Source organism: Salinicoccus sp. HZC-1, assembly GCF_046736035.1.
GTDB lineage: Bacteria > Bacillota > Bacilli > Staphylococcales > Salinicoccaceae > Salinicoccus.
Window position 1 is genome coordinate 22,218 of record NZ_CP177130.1, and the last position, 18,845, is coordinate 41,062.

An 18,845-nucleotide genomic window follows, 5' to 3' on the forward strand; every position below is an offset into this window, starting at 1 on the left:
TTTTTCACTCCTGATGAGATAAATTTTTTTGAAGTCCCTTGATGAGTACGTCTGCAACTTCCGGTCTTGAGAACTCTTTTGGAAGTTGTTCCCCATTGCGCAGTTTTTCCCGTACTTTTGTACCGCTTAAGTGGACATGAGACGATTTATCATGCGGGCAAGTTTTAGCCGTTCCCATGTTTTCACAAGTGACGCAGTAAAATGCATGTTCAAACTTGAATATTTGAATGCCAAGCTCATCTTCATATTGGGAAATTAATTCCTGTGCTTCATAAGTACCGTAATAATCTCCGACTCCTGCATGGTCCCGTCCGACTATGAAATGAGTGCAGCCGTAGTTTTTGCGTACGGTAGCATGCAGTATTGATTCCCTCGGCCCTGCGTACCGCATCGCTGCAGGGTAGATGACAAGTCTGGACCTGTCTTCCGGATAGTAGTATTTGAGTATGGTCTGATAACTTTCCATGCGGACGTCAGCAGGAATATCATCTGATTTGGTCTCACCGACAAGAGGGTTTAAAAGCAGACCATCGACTGATTCAAGCGCTGCTTTTTGGATGTATTCATGGGCACGGTGGACAGGATTTCTCGTTTGGAAACCGACAACTGTTTTCCATCCGAGATCATAGAACAGTTTTCTTGTTTCTGAAGGATCCAGGTGAAAATCTTCAAACTCATCATGAGCAGGACGATTTATAAGATGAATCGGACCGGCAAGATAAACGCTGCCTTTTTCATATACTCTTTCAACGCCCGGATGATCAACATCTGTAGTTCCGTATACTAGCTTCGCTTCCCTTGCTTTGTCATAAGTATATTTCTCTGCGAGTTCCAGCACGCCGTATAGTTTTTTATCCTCCCCGTAAAGTGCGACGCTGGATCCTATTTCAAGGTCTTCCGCAACGTCTTCAGTCACAGGCAGTGTAATCGGGATGCTCCAGATCAGACCGTTCTCAAGCCGTAAATTTTCAACTACATTTTTATAGTCAGCTTCACCCATAAATCCGGTCAGCGGGCTGAAACCGCCAATTGCAATCAATTCTAGATCAGACAGACTCCACGGATTCAATGTGAGTGCGGGGAATGATTTTGCATCTTCTATAAGTTGCTTTTTGAAGTCGCCTTCAGCCTCTCTATTAATGAGGTCTCCGCCGTGTGGCTGTACCGTCTGTTCAAGAATTTCTTTTGTTACTGTCATACTGACACGCTCCTTTAATTTATTGTATTTGTTTTACTTCGTCAGCCTCCCGGCTCTGAAAACTGAACGGAAGCTTCTTGTTTTGATACAATGTGTAAACAATCAATGCAATCCAGCTCAGAATAATAGCAAGTCTTGCACTTGTTGAAACAACCGGGTTCTCCACGAAAGCACTAAGCAAAATGCTGCTGTTAGTAAAAATGATTAATCCGCCGACACATACTGCCAAAATATGAACAGGCATCACTTTAACAAGCCATGCTGCAAATGGTGCAGCCACAACGCCGCCTAAACCGAGTACGATCACCAATGCCCAGCTGATCTGGCTCCAGCCGAGGAATATAATGAATCCGAGAGATGCGGAAATGGTTACAAAAAACTCACCCGTTGACACAGTGCCGATGACGTATCTCGGCTCAAGCTTATTGCGGGATAACATGAGGGGTGTATTTACCGGCCCCCATCCTCCGCCGCCGATTGCATCGAGAAACCCTGCAACGGCGCCCTGTGGAATCAGAGACAGACTGGAAATCTTTTTTGTACCGTCCCGTGGTTTATGCTGTCCCTTAAATATGAATTGATATAGTATATAAACGCCCATAGAGAGCAGAAATACAGCGATAAATGGTTTTATAAGTTCGCTTTGTATATTGCTCAGAAGTGCTGCCCCTATAAATGCCGTTATGGAACCGGGCACAGCCAGCCCGAGCACTAATGACTTATCGATGTTGTTGAATTTCCAGTGGGATACGCCGGAAGCGGCTGTGGTTGCAATTTGCGAAAAATGAATAGTCGCTGATGCAATCGCTGGCGCGATACCGAATGTCAGTAACAAAGAGGAGGATGTTGCGCCGAATCCCATCCCAAGCGACCCGTCTATTAATTGGGCAAAAAAACCAACGAGTGCAAATATAATCAGTTTTTGCATGCCTGCTCCCTCCCCTCATGTTCAGTCATGTGATTTAAGCCAGTCTAATACTTCCTGCTGCCTGCCGGCATTCAAATATTCATCGGATAATAAATCTTTCAGTAATCGATTCTTTTCTTCAACCATGACTGTGCTGTGTTTAACCCATTTTCTGCACTCATATAAAAAGTCGACGTATGCTTCATAATTATTATCATATTCGTGGTCTAAGTCTTTTAATATTGAGGAGACGAGGCCGGGACTGGCGCCCCCCGTGGAAACGCTGATAGTCATTCTGCCACGGTGCAGTGTGCCGGGGAATATCACATCTCCCGCTTCTGCCTCCCCTGCCATATTGAGCAGTGCATTTGCCGGTGCGTTTTGTTTTACGGAACTGTTAACTTCCGGGTTGTTCGTTGCTGCGATAATGAGAGATGCCTCTTGTGCATCTTTCGTGTCGTAGATCCTTTTATTCCAGGAGATTTCTCCCTGTTCATAGAGAGAGTAAAGGCCGTCAGTCACTTCGGGACTGATGACATGAATGTCTGCCCCGTATTTGATCATAGTGTCCACCCTGCGTTCAGCGACTTTACCGCCGCCGACCACAATGACAGTTTTACCGGAGATATCGATCATTAATGGAATATAAGCCATCTCTATTCATCCTCTGGTTTAAAGAGTCAATGGTTCAAATGTTTCATACACCCGTTCTTTTAATGCCTGCTTCATCGCAGGATGATCGCCAAGATGATGGCAGAGCACGATTCTGGCATCCGTCTGACGGCTTTTTACTGCACTTTCTATATGTCGTTCCAGGACACCCGTGAACCACAGATAAGGAACGATAAATATTTGTGAATGCCCTGAATCAACAGCTGAGCCAAGCGCATCTTCAAATGAAGGGCTGCATGCTGCGAGATAGCATACATCCACATCCTGAAACCCGGTCGATTTATAAAGTGACTGTGCAATGGTTGTAATATCGATCTGGGTCTGCGGGTTATAGCTCCCTCTGCCGACGACCAATACTTTGGCATCTCTTTTGGGGCGTATCTCTGTCTCTTCGATTCTCTCTTTCAGAATATTGGTTAACCGTGACTGTACTCCGAGTGGTTTCCCGTATAAAAACTTTATGTTGGGAAGCTTTGCTTTAATCCGCTGCATTTCTTCCGGGATATCATTGAAGTAGTGACCGGCGCTCAACAGGAGAACGGGTACGACTGAGATCTCTGTGGCACCTTTTTCAACCAGAGTATTCACACCCTGTTTCAAATCTGGTTCAGCCAATTCTAAAAAGCATGTTTCCTGAAGTGCGACATCCACCTGACTTTTGACAGATTCTATAAATGATAAAGCCTCCTGTCTGGCTTCCTTGATTCTGCTGCCGTGGCTGACATATAAAATCCCTCTCATGAAACTCCTCCATCACTGGTAGATTGCTTCAGGAATATTTTCCTGGAATGCCGCCTCCTCATACCAGTTTATTTTATCTCTGAGACGAACCACTTCTCCAATGACAATCATTGCGGGATTCCTGATCTCCTCTGATAATTCAACAATGTTTTCAAGCGTGCCTGTGACTGTTTTTTGTGTATTTGAAGTGCCGCAGTGAATCAAAGCGGCCGGCGTATCAATATTCCGTCCGTGTTTGATCAGCAATCTGCATATTTCAGGAAGTTTTTTCACGCCCATGTATATGCACAATGTTTCAGGCCCAAGAGCCAGATGCTTCCAATACTCTTCGACATCTACGCTCTTTTTAACGACGCCTGAAACAAAGGCGACAGAAGAACTGTAGTCCCGGTGTGTAACAGGGATGCCTGCATAGGCCGGTGCAGCCGCTCCCGAGGTGATTCCGGGCACAACTTCAAACTGAATATCATGTGCGGACAATACTTCAGCTTCTTCTCCCCCTCTGCCAAAGATGAAGGGATCTCCGCCTTTAAGCCTTGTTATGGTGCTGCCTTCTTTTGCCAGACTCACAAGGAGTGCGTTGATTTCCTCCTGCGGCAGCGAATGACGGTTTGGGCTTTTACCGCAATATATAAACCGTGCGTATTTCGGCGCATGATCGAGCAGTGCTTTGTTGACCAGCCGGTCGTACAGAATGATATCCGACTGTTCTATCGCTTTCAGCCCTTTAACCGTAATCAAGTCCGGATCGCCGGGTCCGGCTCCGACCAAATATACTTTTCCCATACTGTCACCTCTTTTAATTTATGTTAACTGTGAAAATCCTGGCCGGAGTGTACTTCTTCTATAATGCCTGCACGGATGACAAAGTCGCCAAAATGTTCTCCCTCATGCCTTTCCTTACCGTACTTGATAATGATCGGACGCAGACTTTCCAGAATTTCTTTCTCCCCGATGTTCTCCTTATATAACTTATTAAGACGGTTGCCTGTAAATCCTCCGCCCAGATACATATTGTATTTATCAGGTGCTTTACCGATGAATGCAATTTCTGCCAGTGCAGGTCTTGAGCATCCATTCGGGCAGCCGGACATGCGTATTGTGATTTCTTCTTCTTTAAGGGCGGCGTCATCCAATATTTCTTCGATTTTGTCGATCAGTGACGGCAGATAGCGTTCTGACTCCGCCATTGCAAGACCGCATGTCGGGAAGGCTACACAGGCCATTGAATTTCTTCTGAGTCCGGAGTAGTTTTCACCGTCAGTGACGCCGTATTCGTCTATGATTGCCTGAATCTGTTTTTTCTTCTGAGCGGTAACGTTCGCTATGACCAGGTTCTGGTTCGGTGTCAGTCTGAAGTCTCCGGTATGGACACCGGCAATTTCCCTTAAAGCCGTTTTTAACGGATAGTCTTGAGTGTCTTTCACACGGCCGTTTTGGATAAACAGCGTAAAGTGCCATCTGCCCTTGCCTTTCGTCCATCCGTAGCGATCGCCATTGTGGTCGAAATGAAAATCTTTCGTGCCGGGCAGTTCCCAGCCGAGCCGGTTATTCAGTTCAGTCCGGATCCAGTCCACACCTTTGGCATCCACTGTATATTTGAACCGCGCTTGCTTACGGTCAGTGCGATTGCCGTAATCACGCTGTATCGTAACGATTTTTTCTGCGACTTCTTTTACTCTGTCTTTAGGACAATAGCCGATCACCCGTCCAACCTGCGGATATGTGTCAGTATTGCCGTGGGTCATCCCCATACCGCCGCCGATTGATATGTTAAAACCGGTTAGTTCACCCGCTTCGATAATGGCGATAAAGCCCAAGTCCTGGGAGTAGACGTCGATGTCGTTTGACGGTGGAACAGCAATCCCGATTTTAAACTTACGCGGAAGGTAAGTTTTTCCGTATATAGGCTCCACTTCCTCCGTGTCATCCCGGGTATCGAGAATCTTTTCTTCATCCAGCCATATTTCATGGTATGCACCGGTTTTCGGTGACAGGTAATCACTGATTTCACCGGCCAGATCATTCACTTCCTGATGGACCTCTGATTGATAAGGGTTCGGGTTGCACATGACATTTCTGTTCACGTCCCCGCAGGCTGCAAGCGAATCCATCAGTGCACTGTTTATATTCTGCATGGAGCTCTTTAAGTTCCTTTTTAATATGCCGTGGAATTGAAATGCCTGTCTCGTGGTTAGTTTGAGTGTGCCGTTGGCATATTCATCGGCGATATCATCCATCGCCAGCCACTGCTCTGGTGTCGAAGTACCGCCCGGCACCCGCACTCTGATCATAAAACTGTATGCAGCTTCAAGTTTTTGCCTGCGGCGTTCATCGCGCAGATCTCTGTCATCCTGCTGGTAACTGCCGTGGAATTTCAGAAGTTTTGTATCTTCAGCTGATATTGCGCCGGTTATGCCATCTTCCAGGCCTTCAGCGATTGTACCGCGGAGATAGTTGCTGTCTGCTTTAATGCGCTCCATTTCATCCAATTTCTCTGACAGCAGGGTATTATTTTGTTCAGCCATGTTATCCTTCCTTTCTAGTAAACATCACGCTGGTATCTCTTATCTTTTTTCATTTGTTTCAAGTAGGACTCGGCATCTTCCTCGCTCAGTCCCCCTTCTTTTTCAAGCACTGTGCGGATTGCGTAATGTACATCTTTGGCCATGTTTTTTTCATCGCCGCATACATAAAGTGCAGCCCCATCGTTCAACCACTGGTAAAATTCTTTGCTGTTTTGTTCAATGCGGTGCTGTACATAAATCTTTTCGTCGGTATCGCGTGAAAATGCGAGATCCAGCCGGCTTAATACTCCGTCCTTGAGCCAGCTTTGCCATTCAGTCTGATACAGGAAGTCTGTAGTGAAATGCTGTTCTCCGAAAAACAGCCATGTTTTTCCTTCAAGTTCAAGTTCTTCCCTTTCCTCAATATAAGATCTGAATGGGGCAACACCTGTGCCCGGACCTATCATGATGACTGGTGTATCTTCATTGAAAGGAAACTTAAAGTTAGGGTTTTTCTTCACATACACCGGTACAGTGTCACCCGGTTTGATGCGTTCGGCAAACTGTACGGAACATACACCGGACCGATCGCGGTCGTGTGCGTTATAGCGCACTGCACCAACTGTCAGATGGACTTCATCAGGATTGGCTTTATAACTGCTGGCAATGGAATATTCTCTTGCTGGCAGTTTTCTGAGTGTCTGAAGCAGTATTTCGGGCTGAAGATCAGCTGCAGGGAAGTCGCCGACGAGATCTATCAGGTCCCGTCCTTCTATGTAGCTTTGGATCCATCCCTCTTCATTCACTTTCTCCTTTAACGCATCGTTCCCGAATATTTCAGCCGCTTTTATAAGCAGCGGTTTTGTGAGCTTTGTAATCTCAAAGCGCGAAGTCAGTGCTTCTGCAAGCGGCAGTGTTTCGCCATCCGCATTGATTCCGACATCCGTTTCAGGATTCCAGCCGAGCGTTTCCAACAGCTGATCGACGATGCGTGCATCGTTCTCAGGGAATACGCCCAGGCAGTCGCCAGGCTCGAATGACTCGCCGAAGTCTTCCAGGGAGAGCTCGATATGTCTGACTTCCTTGTTGGAACCGCGGCCGTTGAGATTGATGTTCTCGAGTACTTCAGCTTTATAAGGGTTGGTTCTGCTATATTTCTGTGTATTGGATGATTGTGCCGATCCAGTATCGGCTGACGGCGCTGAAACACTTTCCGCAGGACCGGCTAAAGAGTTTAAGATACCTTCCATCCATTTTTCAGCGGGTTCATCAAAATCGAGATCACAGTCTACTCTTGGAGATAACCTTTCCCCGCCGAGTGCTTCAAGCCGTTCATCGAAGTCTTTACCTGTCTGGCAGAAAAACTCATATGACTGATCTCCGAGCGCAAGCACTGAATAGCGCAAGTCACTCAGCTTGGGGGCTTTTCGGCCGTAAATGAACTCATGGAAAGTAACGGCATTATCCGGCGGCTCGCCTTCACCGTGTGTTGCTGAAATGATGAACAGATCCTGTACCTTCTTTAAATCCTTCGGTTTGAAGTTTTCCATACAGGACAGCTTTACAGTAAAGTCATTCTCTTTGAGTTTACCTTCCAATGTTTCAGCAAGACTTTGCGCATTACCCGTTTCAGAACCATATAATATGGTTATTTCCCGGGTTTTAGATGGATTCTCTGTATTCAGCAGATATTCTGCTACTTCTCGTGACGGTGCATCAATACCGGCCTTGGTCTCAGACTGCTGATTCGCAGTGAGATATCCACTGAACCAGATTTTTTGTTCCGGTGTCAGTGTCGGCAGTATTTGATTGATCTTTTCGGTCTGCTCTTCATTAAATGGACTGTTTGTTACGGTTAGCTGCAAGGAGTATCACCTCATCCTATCTTTCTCTATTATTGGCGTGACGCGGATTATATACTTATTATTCCTACTTTATAACTCGGTTTTACCTGTAAAAAAATTTGCCATTAATGTGTGGCAGAACGCTGCTTATTTAGAATTGTCACCCAGAGTATGCAGTCCGCATTCGGTTTTATCGGAACCGGCCCATCTCCCTTCGCGTGAGTCTTCCCCTGATTTCACCCGGGAAGTGCATGGTATGCATCCGATACTCGGATATTGGAAATCATGAAGTTCATTGTACGGCAGTTCATATTTCTCGATATAATCCCAGACATCATCCCATGTCCAATGAATCAGCGGGCATACTTTGATGGACTTAAACCGTTCATCCTTATTGACGAAATCGGTATTCTGGCGGCTTGGAGACTGTTCTCTCCTCAGACCGGAAATCCATGCTGATGCACCGTATAAAACATCTTCGAGCGGTTTTATCTTACGGATGTAGCAACATTGGTTGGGATCGCTTTTCCACAGGGCGGCGCCATGTTTATCTGCCTGTTCTTCAAGTGTAAGCTCCGGTTTTTTCAATTTAATGCGGAGTCCGGGGTATCTCTCCTTTACTCTGTCGATTAAGTCATAAGTTTCCTGAAAATGAAGATCCGTATCCAAAAATACGATTTGGGCATCTGTTTTCACTTTGGATATCAAGTCGATGAGTATCATGCTCTCAGCTCCGAAGCTGCAGGAATAAATGATGGAATCTCCAAAGTTTCCATAAGCCCATTTCAAAATCCGGAGCGCACCATTTGTTTCATCTGCAGGTGTCAGATTTCGAAAAGGATCAGTCGTGAAATTCTCATAGGTCAGGGCTGTTTCTGTCATATCTTCATCATTCCTCCTTTTTTACATTAGAGTTTTTTGTTCATAAATCTGTTGAAAATTTCATTGGTAATATTTTCTCCCCTTATAGAAACCGTCTATTTAACTTATAGAGAGACTCTATAAAATTAGAATTTTTTGAAAATATTAAATTATGTTGACTAGCATATCTGATAGATAATTTCATGTCAATGCTAAATTATAGTTTTTTAGTAGGATTTACATTTTCTTAACATTATCTGCTTTATACCGGCAATTTTTAATGAAAAACCAGTCATTGAATTATTTATCAGAGGTCGTCAGCTGAGAAAACACGCTATTTTAATGGCGTGATGAATGAGCGTCTCGGACGACTTGCATTGTATTCTGTTATTGGTTCTTGTTTTCTTAATCATACGGGTTCAATGCGTCCTTTCTCTATCCGCGGCTTATATTATATAGCGTGTGCCTTATGGTGATATAATGGGCATTGAAGGGGCGGTGAAATACTGTGTATAAAGGCATTGAATGCAAGATTTATCCTAATCAGGAACAAGAAAATCTGATTCATATGACATTCGGTCATACCCGCTTCATATGGAACGAAATGCTGGGGATGTTGAACGCCCGTTATGAAAACAATCCTGATTTAAAACTGTTAAGCTATACCGCATTGTCATCGATGATTCCCCAAATGAAACGCGAGTTTGAGTGGTTAAAAGATGTGGACAGTGTGGCTATTCAATGTGCGGTGAAACGACTCTCTGAGACGTTCGACCGGTTCTTCAAAGGATTGTGCAAATACCCAAAGTTCAAATCCGGGAAATTTGTGAGGCAGTCGTATTTGAGCACGATCCGCGGCAATAATATTCGATTCAATCACACTCAGCGGTATATCAAACTGCCTAAATTGGGGTGGGTCAAGTGTAAGAATAGTTTTAAACATATCGAAAATGAACGTATTAAATCCGTTACCGTCAAGCGCAAACCAACCGGTCACTTCTATATTTCAGTATTGGTAACCAGCGAAAACCAAGCGTTACCGAAAACGGAGCAAAGTGTCGGTATTGATTTGGGTGTGTCCGATTTAGCGATTACATCGGACGGACAGAAATACGCGTCCCAACGCTTACATTTAAAATATCAAAAACAGATGCGGTATTGGGAAAAACGGATGGCCCGCCGCCGTCTGGCTGCAGAGGTGAAAGGGATTGCCCTACGCGAGGCGAAAAACTATCAAACAGCGAAACGCCATGTTGCACGATTGCATGAAAAAATCTCAAATACGCGAAAGGACTACATCCATAAAATCACAACAACATTGGTGTCTGAATATGACATCCTATCCATCGAGGATCTGAAAACAAGGAACCTGATGAAAAATCATACTCTGGCACGCAGCATTGCGTCCCAATCCTGGCGCCAATTCAGGGACGTTTTAAAATATAAATGTGATATCTACGCCAAACAATTGATTGTGGTCAATCCGCATAAGACGTCTCAACTGTGTTCCAGCTGTCAGTTTGACAGCGGTAAAAAAGCATTAAATATCAGACAGTGGACGTGTCCGGCGTGCAGCATCCACCATGACCGGGATATTAATGCGGCTAAAAATATATTGAATCTTGGCCTGGGACAGGCCTTAGTAAAATAGCTTAAACCGCTGATTGGTTCTGGAATGAACCGATTAAGTTAGGAGTGTTCCTAGAAACCCGTTACTTTAATGACGGCGTAGTTCATGTCTAAAAGTAAAAATTCAGTTGAAATTGAAATTTATATCATGGTATAATAACTTTTGTGCCAAAGACAATAATCAACATGGCCCGTTGGTCAAGCGGTTAAGACACCGCCCTTTCACGGCGGTAACACGGGTTCGAGTCCCGTACGGGTCACTTTCCATATTTATATAAATTAATCACCATGGTCCCGTGGTGTAGCGGTTAACATGCCTGCCTGTCACGCAGGAGATCGCGGGTTCGATTCCCGTCGGGACCGTAGAGCAAAGCCTTCAGCATAAATACAGCTGGGGCTTTTTTGTTGTGTCAACATGGATAAAAATAGTAAAAAATGATACATTTATAATGGATAGTTATGAAAAACGTGACTTCGAAGCAAAGCGAGGGAAAGATATGCCTAAAAAAATTGTTGTAGTGGATGATGAAAGACCGATTGCAGACATATTGGAATTTAATCTTGAAAAAGAAGGTTACGAAGTGCATTGCGCATACGACGGCAATGATGCTTTAAAGCTGATACTTGAGGTTGTGCCGGATATTGTATTGCTCGATATCATGCTGCCGGGGATGGATGGCATGGAAGTATGCCGGGAAGTGCGTAAAAAGCATGAAATGCCAATCATTATGCTGACTGCCAAAGATTCCGAAATCGATAAAGTTTTGGGCCTTGAACTCGGGGCGGATGATTACGTTACAAAACCCTTTTCCACACGTGAATTGATTGCGCGTGTGAAAGCGAATTTGAGAAGGAACCAGGGTACAGGTTCACAGGAAAAGGAAGTCGAAAGCAACAATATACAAATTAAAAATATTACAATATTGCCGGATTCCTATGCGATTAAAAAACATGATAAGGATATAGATCTCACTCACCGTGAATTCGAACTGTTCCACTATCTGGCAAGGCATCTGTCACAGGTGATGACCCGGGAACATTTACTTGAAACGGTCTGGGGATATGACTACTTTGGGGATGTCCGTACAGTAGATGTGACGGTTAGACGTTTGCGGGAAAAAATTGAAGCTGATCCATCCCATCCAGAGTATCTTATGACAAGGAGAGGCGTGGGTTATTATATCCAAGGCGACGAATAAAGGAGTTAACATGTAAATGAAGCAGTTTTTCAGAAACCTTCAATCTCTCCATATAAAACTTGTTATTATATATGTTCTTCTCATCGTTATCGGGATGCAGATCATTGGTCTTTATTTTACGAACACGCTTGAGAAAGAATTAACAGGCAACTTCCAGGATAATATTGAAACACAGGTCAGTCTGATTGATACGCGCATCAATGAACTGTATACGGAATACGGGGATGACCGTGATGCAATGCGCGAGGAGATACAAAAACTGCTCTCTGATTATGGAAACCGGCCGGAGATCGAAGAAGTGCGTTTTGTGAATTCGGATAATCTGCTCGTGGCAACGAGTAAAATATCCAACGAATCCAATGTAGGTTCCAGAATAAACACCCCACTCACTGAGGAGGCTATTTCGACGGGGACACGCAATGATGAAATATACGTCAATGTAGATCAGAACGATCAGCGTGTCTGGCTGCTTAACCAGCCCGTTATTCAAGATGGCCAGATCCTCGGTGCTATTTATGTTGCCTCAAATATCGAAACGGTATACCAGCAGCTTGAGGCGATTAATAATACATTCATCATCGCAACCTTGATCTCACTCATCATTACGAGTATTTTAGGTATATTTATTGCCCGTACAATCACCAGACCGATTACGGATATGAGAAACCAGGCACTCCTTATGTCGGAAGGGGATTATACATCACGCGTTAAAATATACAGCAGTGACGAAATCGGTGAGCTTGCCGGTTCATTTAATATACTGTCAAAACGCGTCCAGGAGGCACAGGCGAATACAGAGAGTGAGAAGAAACGGCTCGATTCTGTAATTACACACATGTCGGATGGAATTATAGCGACAGATAGAAAAGGCCGTATACGCATCGTGAATGATATGGCACTCGACATGATTCATATACGGGAAGAAGACGTATATGGAAAAGATATGCTTGAGCTTCTCGAGCTTGATGAGGATATGGTGCTGGAAGACATCCAGGAGATGAATGACAGCCAGCTTCTGTTCCTGGAAGAAGATGAGGAAGAGACCACACTCCGCATCAACTTTTCAACGATTGTAAAGGACACGGGGTTCATCAATGGGTATATCGCTGTACTGCATGACGTTACCGATCAGGAACGGGTCGATAACGAACGCAGGGAATTCGTTGCGAATGTATCCCACGAACTTCGTACACCATTGACATCAATGCGCAGCTATATCGAGGCCTTACAGGAAGGTGCATGGAAAAATGAAGAACTTGCACCGAAGTTCTTAGGCGTTACACGGGAAGAGACAGACCGTATGATCCGTCTCGTTGAAGACTTGCTCCAGCTGTCTCGAATGGATAATGAAGCAGAGGAATTAACGAAAGAAATCGTTGATTTCAACATGTTCCTGAACCGTATCATCGACCGTTTTGAAATGACGCATAAGGACGAAGTGGAGTTTGTGCGAAACATACCTGAAACTGCGATATTCACTGAAATTGCGATGGATAAAGTCGGACAGGTACTGGATAATGTGATATCCAATGCGATTAAATATTCCAGCAATGAGAATAAGCGGGTTGAATTCCACGTTAAGCAAAACAGGCTCTATAACCGCATGACCGTCCAGATTAAAGATAACGGCCTCGGTATTCCGGTAAGCAAAGTGGATCGTATATTTGAACGTTTCTACCGCGTGGATAAAGGGCGTGCCCGCAAGATGGGCGGTACCGGACTGGGACTTGCCATATCAAAAGAAATCATCGAAGCCCATGACGGTAAAATCTGGGCAAACAGTGTGGAAAATAAGGGGACGACAATCTTTATCAACCTGCCTTGTGAAACGCTTGAGGAGGATGACTGGGATGTTTAAAGAAACTGCGAAATCAATTATCCTCTTCATATTGGTTATCACCAGTGCAGTCCTCACCTATATGGTATGGAGTTACCAGCCTGAATTCTCCCAGGTGGATACATCGATAGAGTCAACACCGAATATCGGACGCGGCGAAACGGTGCCATTTAAGAATGTGATGCGTGCCTACCAGCTCATATGGGCGGATGGGAACGATGTACAGGGAACAATTAAGGAAGATGCCGTCGTCGGTGTCAGAGAGTTCCTGGATGGCACGGAGATAGAGGATATCAATGTTTATAACAATATGAACAGATTAAACCCGGAGGTTCGGGAGGATGGCACGGAAGAATTCCTGATTGTGGACTATCCTTCGGAAATGCCGTCCAAATCCCTGTTCCAGGTTTTAGGATTTGAATATGATGGTTCCCTCCCCGACTACAGTTTTGACCGTATTGTCGTAGACCTCGCCTCGGACCATGTCACATTTTTCCTGCTCAATGAGGCACTGGACAGGGTTGCTGTGGCGAATACAAATATAGACAGCTCGTACCTGCTGTCCATCGTTGAAGAATATGAGGATTCATTTGAGAGTTATACCGGAATAATCACCAACCAGAAAACGTCGAACAATAAAACAGCGATTTACGGACCGAGTGAGCCGGGATCAATCAGCGTGGAAAACTTCCTTTCAACCCAGCATAGCGTAGATGTGGTGAATGATATTTTATTCATGGATGATGAAATTACGACCACCCGCAATGACGATGTGTATGTGTACGAGGGGAATAGTAATATTGCGACTTACAGCAGCAGTACTTACAGTTATTCGTACACAAATCTGGATGAAACACTATCTTCAGACAGAAACCCGCATCAGACGATACAAAAGAGCTTTGATTTTCTTAACTCACATACAGGGCTTGCCAAAGATCATATATTATTTGACTATGAAGAAGAGGACAACGAATCGATATACCGATTTACCATGAACGGGTATGTCGTTTTCAGTGATCAAGTGATGAATACCATCTCTGTAAAATATGGCAGCGATGCAGTATATGAATACGAAAGACCCCAGCTGCATATTGATGCACATGTGCCGGGCGATCAGTCCAAAGAGCTGACGACATTGGAAAACGTCAGATACCAGATTGCCTTGAATGAAGAATTGGACCTCCAGAAAGTATCTAAAATAACCATCGGATATGATATGGGGTTCGCAGAAAGTCAGACAGAACTGAACCTCCTGGAATTTACGCCGGAATGGTATGTAAAGTATGACGGCGAATGGATGCGTTTTGATGAAGGAGGCTTATACTGATGGATTGGAAATTAACTAAATCCCTTTATATCCTGGTATTTCTCATCATCAACCTGGCACTCATCTTTATGCTTTATAATAAACAGCAGGAAAGTGTGCAAAAAATTGAAAATAAACCGGATGTGCTTGAAGAAACGGATATAGACATCTCCGGAATTCCGGAACATGAACCTATGGAACTTTCTGTCCTGTCAGGCGAGATAGAAGATTTCGAAGATGTAGAAGAAATTGATGAGGAAGATATAGAAAAAATGGATGACGCCCACAGCATCATTGTAGAGTACAGTGAAGGGGATCAGGCACCGAAAATGAATCGTCAATCGCTGGAGCAATATAAGGCAGAGAGTATTTACAGAGGTGAAAATTACGAGTATGATGAAGTGATGAGCACAGAAAACCGGATGATATTCAACCAGCAATTCGAAGATTATCCGATATTCAATCATGAATCCGCGAGGCTTGTCTTCAGAGGAGAAGGCACAGAAGCGGAAGCATATGAACAGGCCCACTTAACGAACCTCAGGGAAAATTCATACTCCACCCCTACTGCAGTGAGAGACCCCAAAGAAGGCATCATAGATTTATATCAGCGTGATAGAATTTCAGAAGAAGCAGTTATAGAAAATGCACGGCTCGGCTACTACATCATCTTAAACGATGGAGAGCAAGTTATGCTGAGGCCGAAATGGGAATTCAGGATTTCCGATCAGGGCGTTGAGAAAACAATCTATATGGATGCAATCAGCGCGACAGAAGATATAATTGAAAGTGAGTGAAAGTAATGAAAATGAGCGTGTTAGCCAGCGGTTCCACTGGGAACAGCACATATATTGAAACTGAAAAAGGCAGCTTGCTCATAGATGTCGGACTTTCATGTAAAAGGATAGAAGAATCGCTTAATTCACTCAACACATCATTGAGTAATATAAATGCAATACTTATCACACATGAGCATTCTGATCATATCAAAGGACTTAAAGTCATTGCCAAACGATATGGTATACCTATTTTTGCGAATGAAAATACATGGAAACAAATAGATAAAAAAGGGATTGAAATAAATCCGGAGCAGAAGTTCCATTTCAATCCACTGGAAGAAAAAGAGATTATAGGAATAAACGTAAATTCGTTTAATGTATCCCATGATGCGATAGATCCACAGTTCTATACCTTTGCCAGAGACAATAAAAAGATTTCGGTCATCACAGATACAGGATATGTTTCCGATCAGATGAAAGGTATCATCAAAGACAGTGACATTTTTGTGTTTGAGAGCAACCACGATGTAGATATGCTGCGTATGGGCAGATATCCATGGGTAACGAAGCAAAGAATACTGTCTGATGTCGGTCATGTTTCAAATGAAGATGCAGCACATGCAATGAGAGACGTTATAACTGACCGTACAAAACGCATTTATCTTGGTCACCTGAGCATGGATAATAATATTAAAGAACTCGCTAAGATGAGTGTAGAACAGGTTTTAAACCAATATGACATCGATACGAAAAATGAAATAATGCTATGCGATACAGATAAAGCGGCGCCAACACAGATATACACAATATAGTTATCCACAGGTTGTGGAAGAATATATGTGGATAACGTGGAGATATGGTGGATAACTTTGTGAAAAATGTGGAAAAGTCATAAATATGCATATAAAAAATAAGGGATACATCTTTTATACACAAGATGTATCCCTTATTTATTTTTATTTCGCATCGAATACTTTGTCCACCCATTCCTCATCGACATCATTTTCAGTAATGCCATTGTCGCTGAATACAATTTCACCGTACGCAGTAAATTTGTCATTGGTGTATTGATATACAAAAGGAATATGGGACTTTTCGTATAATTTATACATCAGCGCACGGACACCTCTGCCGGCAGTCGTAAAACTGATTTTCAGGTCGTCCTCATTCACATTTGTATCCATGGCGAAGCCTTTCATGCCCCAATGAACTTTAGTCCATTCATACGCGTCCGGCACTTCATATTTAATAAGATTTTCGTAGTATTCCTGGCCAAGATCTATTCTTTCTTCAGCGGTAAGAATCTGTTCCTGTTCTTGAGCAGTAGCTTCACTTAAAATTTCATCAATATCAACAAAAGCGTTTTCCTTCAAATCTTTAATGAGTTTCTTTTGCTCATCTTCGTCCAAAGTATTATAGTAAGAAGCAATTGAAGCATCCTGATAAGGTGCGGCGTGAATTTCTAACCCCTCGGGTATAGGTTCGATCACATTGAAATCAATCTCTTTATCTTCATTAATGGCAAAATCTATCATCTTTTCGAGGTCGTCCAGTTCATGAAATTTAAGTATACTATATGCAAGACTTGGCATAGAAACACTCCTTTACATAATATTGGGTATTATCTTAATTATTTAACAGTTTAAACAAACAGTCAAGGTATTCGTAATAAGGCAAAAGGATGAAAAAAATGAAAATTACTCTAATAACAGTAGGAAAGCTAAAAGAGAAGCATTGGAAACAAGCTGTGGAAGAATATAAGAAGCGCATCAGCGGGTATGCAAAGCTCGAGCTGGTTGAAATACCGGATGAAAAAGAACCAAATAATGCGAGCAAAAAAGATATAGACATTATAAAAGAAAAAGAAGCACAAAAGATACTTGGGAAAATCAAAGATACGCAGTATGTCGTCACTTTGGAAATCAAAGGCAAAGCGTATTCGAGTGAAAGCTTGGCTGAAGAATATCAAAAATGGATGAACACAGGAAAAAGCGATGTCGTATTCATCATTGGCGGCAGCAACGGTATCGGGGAGAGCGTAAAGAAAAGATCCAACCAGGAAATCAGCTTCGGTTCCCTCACCTACCCTCACCAGATGATGAAAGTTATGCTGCTTGAGCAGATATTCAGGGTGAATAAGATTATAAAGAATGAAGCATATCATCGTTGATGCGGTTTTTATAATTTTGTCAGAAAGGATTATTTAATTATGAAAGTGGATGTTTTTTTAGATTCCAATATTTTGTTTAATGATTATGAGATAATTAACCACAGATTAAGTGATTTAGTTGAATGGTTTGAGAAAGAAAAAATTGAATATAGCTTGTGTATAGCTGAAATGACCTATCATGAATTGCTAAAGAAATTTGATAATAATGTTAAAAGTATGATAGCTGAATTTAAAAAAGTAAATAAAGATCATAAAGCCCTTCGTCGTCTACATTATAATATTGAAGAACTGAAAGAGCATCATGTTTCACTGAAAGAAGAATATGAAAATAGACTAAGAGAAAAATTTGAAATAATAACTCCTAGTGCTGATGCTAATAAAAATGTTTTTGAAAGATATTATGATGATCTTTCACCTTTCAAAAATGAAAAAAAAGAATTCCAAGATGCTTTGATTTGGGAAACTATTTTCGAACATAGTCAGTGTTTGGAGAACCAAGATGCTATTTGGTTTGTATCTTCTGACAAAAAAGCATTTTACAATAGTATTGAAAATGGACTGGATAGCGATTTTGAACATGATGGGAATATCTTTTTCTATCGAAACCTAAATGATCTTTTAGAAGAGAAAGATGTCTTGATAGATGATTTATTGTTTGAAAATATTGAAGAGATAACTGAAGATTTCCAAAACGATATGAATAATAAAGTTAGAGATTTTTATATTATAGAGGAAAACATTTTAGATTTTTTAGAAGACTATATACTTAATAATAACTTTATTTCAGAATATGCTGATGAAGGCTGGGGGACCGATCTTTATGTTTATAATATAGAGCTTTCAGAACTACATTATGCAGATGGTTATAGAAGTACGTCTCATATATACTTGCCGGCCACTATGAGTGTAGAATTTGAATTTAATATTGAAACACGTAATCCGGTTTATGAAAAAGGAGATACTGATTTTGAACAAAATATAATTATTGGAGAGGAGAGTCGTAATGCAGATATTGACTGTATTCTAGTTTACGACTTGAAGAACAGACATGTAGTTGATGTTGAACAAATAGAATTTCAATAGGAACAGAAAGATTACATTATTAATTTTGTTAAAACTATATATGATTTGTAATGGTAATCAATTAAATCACTTATTGTACTTTGGTATATTTATAGCATATAAGAAAAATCGG

General features: G+C 42.5%; 17 protein-coding genes and 2 tRNA genes. 10 read left to right on the forward strand and 9 right to left on the reverse strand.

From position 1 onward, the window contains the following. Positions 1–4 precede the first annotated feature (4 nt). The 8 genes from sat to ACKRAT_RS00125 all read right to left on the reverse strand — a co-directional run bounded on the left by sat (position 5) and on the right by ACKRAT_RS00125 (position 8,751). Positions 5–1,198 carry a sulfate adenylyltransferase gene (sat, locus tag ACKRAT_RS00090; protein WP_411843090.1) on the reverse strand — a complete coding sequence of 398 codons (1,194 nt, stop codon included), beginning with the start codon at positions 1,196–1,198 and terminating at the stop codon, positions 5–7. A gap of 19 nt (positions 1,199–1,217) precedes the next feature. Further along, on the reverse strand, positions 1,218–2,126 hold the full coding sequence (locus ACKRAT_RS00095) for a sulfite exporter TauE/SafE family protein (protein ID WP_411843091.1): 909 nt from the start codon (positions 2,124–2,126) through the stop codon (positions 1,218–1,220). Between the two features lie 21 nt (positions 2,127–2,147). Further along, the gene (locus ACKRAT_RS00100; protein ID WP_411843092.1) at positions 2,148–2,759 is read right to left on the reverse strand and encodes an NAD(P)-binding protein; all 612 of its coding nucleotides are present in this window, start codon (positions 2,757–2,759) and stop codon (positions 2,148–2,150) included. An 18-nt stretch (positions 2,760–2,777) separates the two neighbouring features. Next, complete coding sequence (locus ACKRAT_RS00105) at positions 2,778–3,518, reverse strand: sirohydrochlorin chelatase (protein ID WP_411843093.1); 741 nt, start codon at positions 3,516–3,518, stop codon at positions 2,778–2,780. Positions 3,519–3,530: 12 nt separating this feature from the next. Then, positions 3,531–4,304, reverse strand: coding sequence for a uroporphyrinogen-III C-methyltransferase (gene cobA / locus ACKRAT_RS00110; protein ID WP_411843094.1), 774 nt, complete (start codon positions 4,302–4,304; stop codon positions 3,531–3,533). A gap of 23 nt (positions 4,305–4,327) precedes the next feature. Continuing rightward, positions 4,328–6,046, reverse strand: coding sequence for an NADPH-dependent assimilatory sulfite reductase hemoprotein subunit (locus ACKRAT_RS00115; RefSeq protein WP_411843095.1), 1,719 nt, complete (start codon positions 6,044–6,046; stop codon positions 4,328–4,330). A gap of 14 nt (positions 6,047–6,060) precedes the next feature. Next, the gene (locus ACKRAT_RS00120) at positions 6,061–7,890 is read right to left on the reverse strand and encodes an assimilatory sulfite reductase (NADPH) flavoprotein subunit (RefSeq protein ID WP_411843096.1); all 1,830 of its coding nucleotides are present in this window, start codon (positions 7,888–7,890) and stop codon (positions 6,061–6,063) included. A 126-nt stretch (positions 7,891–8,016) separates the two neighbouring features. Beyond that, positions 8,017–8,751, reverse strand: coding sequence for a phosphoadenylyl-sulfate reductase (locus ACKRAT_RS00125; protein ID WP_411843097.1), 735 nt, complete (start codon positions 8,749–8,751; stop codon positions 8,017–8,019). 487 nt (positions 8,752–9,238) lie between these two features. Here ACKRAT_RS00125 and ACKRAT_RS00130 point away from each other — a divergent pair, with 487 nt between their 5' ends. The 8 genes from ACKRAT_RS00130 to ACKRAT_RS00165 all read left to right on the forward strand — a co-directional run bounded on the left by ACKRAT_RS00130 (position 9,239) and on the right by ACKRAT_RS00165 (position 16,292). Further along, positions 9,239–10,381 carry an RNA-guided endonuclease TnpB family protein gene (locus tag ACKRAT_RS00130; RefSeq protein WP_411843098.1) on the forward strand — a complete coding sequence of 381 codons (1,143 nt, stop codon included), beginning with the start codon at positions 9,239–9,241 and terminating at the stop codon, positions 10,379–10,381. 166 nt (positions 10,382–10,547) lie between these two features. Continuing rightward, positions 10,548–10,619 (forward strand) — tRNA-Glu (locus tag ACKRAT_RS00135). Between the two features lie 30 nt (positions 10,620–10,649). Continuing rightward, positions 10,650–10,722, forward strand: a tRNA-Asp gene (locus tag ACKRAT_RS00140). Between the two features lie 134 nt (positions 10,723–10,856). Beyond that, positions 10,857–11,558, forward strand: coding sequence for a response regulator YycF (gene yycF / locus ACKRAT_RS00145; RefSeq protein ID WP_411844473.1), 702 nt, complete (start codon positions 10,857–10,859; stop codon positions 11,556–11,558). Between the two features lie 16 nt (positions 11,559–11,574). After that, entirely contained in the window at positions 11,575–13,416 is a 1,842-nt protein-coding gene (gene walK, locus ACKRAT_RS00150) for a cell wall metabolism sensor histidine kinase WalK (protein ID WP_411843099.1), read from the forward strand. After that, complete coding sequence (locus ACKRAT_RS00155) at positions 13,409–14,722, forward strand: YycH family regulatory protein (RefSeq protein ID WP_411843100.1); 1,314 nt, start codon at positions 13,409–13,411, stop codon at positions 14,720–14,722. Before walK ends, ACKRAT_RS00155 begins: the two co-directional genes overlap by 8 nt. After that, positions 14,722–15,498: a two-component system regulatory protein YycI gene (gene yycI / locus ACKRAT_RS00160; protein WP_411843101.1), complete on the forward strand. Its 777-nt coding sequence runs from the start codon at positions 14,722–14,724 to the stop codon at positions 15,496–15,498. Before ACKRAT_RS00155 ends, yycI begins: the two co-directional genes overlap by 1 nt. 5 nt (positions 15,499–15,503) lie before the next feature. After that, the gene (locus ACKRAT_RS00165) at positions 15,504–16,292 is read left to right on the forward strand and encodes an MBL fold metallo-hydrolase (RefSeq protein WP_411843102.1); all 789 of its coding nucleotides are present in this window, start codon (positions 15,504–15,506) and stop codon (positions 16,290–16,292) included. 144 nt (positions 16,293–16,436) lie between these two features. Here the strand turns inward: ACKRAT_RS00165 and ACKRAT_RS00170 are convergent, their stop codons facing one another. After that, entirely contained in the window at positions 16,437–17,072 is a 636-nt protein-coding gene (locus ACKRAT_RS00170) for a hypothetical protein (RefSeq protein WP_411843103.1), read from the reverse strand. A gap of 98 nt (positions 17,073–17,170) precedes the next feature. Between ACKRAT_RS00170 and rlmH the strand changes: the two genes are divergently transcribed. Further along, positions 17,171–17,650: a 23S rRNA (pseudouridine(1915)-N(3))-methyltransferase RlmH gene (rlmH, locus tag ACKRAT_RS00175; protein WP_411843104.1), complete on the forward strand. Its 480-nt coding sequence runs from the start codon at positions 17,171–17,173 to the stop codon at positions 17,648–17,650. 39 nt (positions 17,651–17,689) lie between these two features. Next, a complete protein-coding gene (locus ACKRAT_RS00180; RefSeq protein ID WP_411843105.1) occupies positions 17,690–18,733 on the forward strand; it encodes a PIN domain-containing protein in 1,044 nt (347 codons plus the stop codon). The last annotated feature ends 112 nt before the right edge of the window (positions 18,734–18,845 follow it).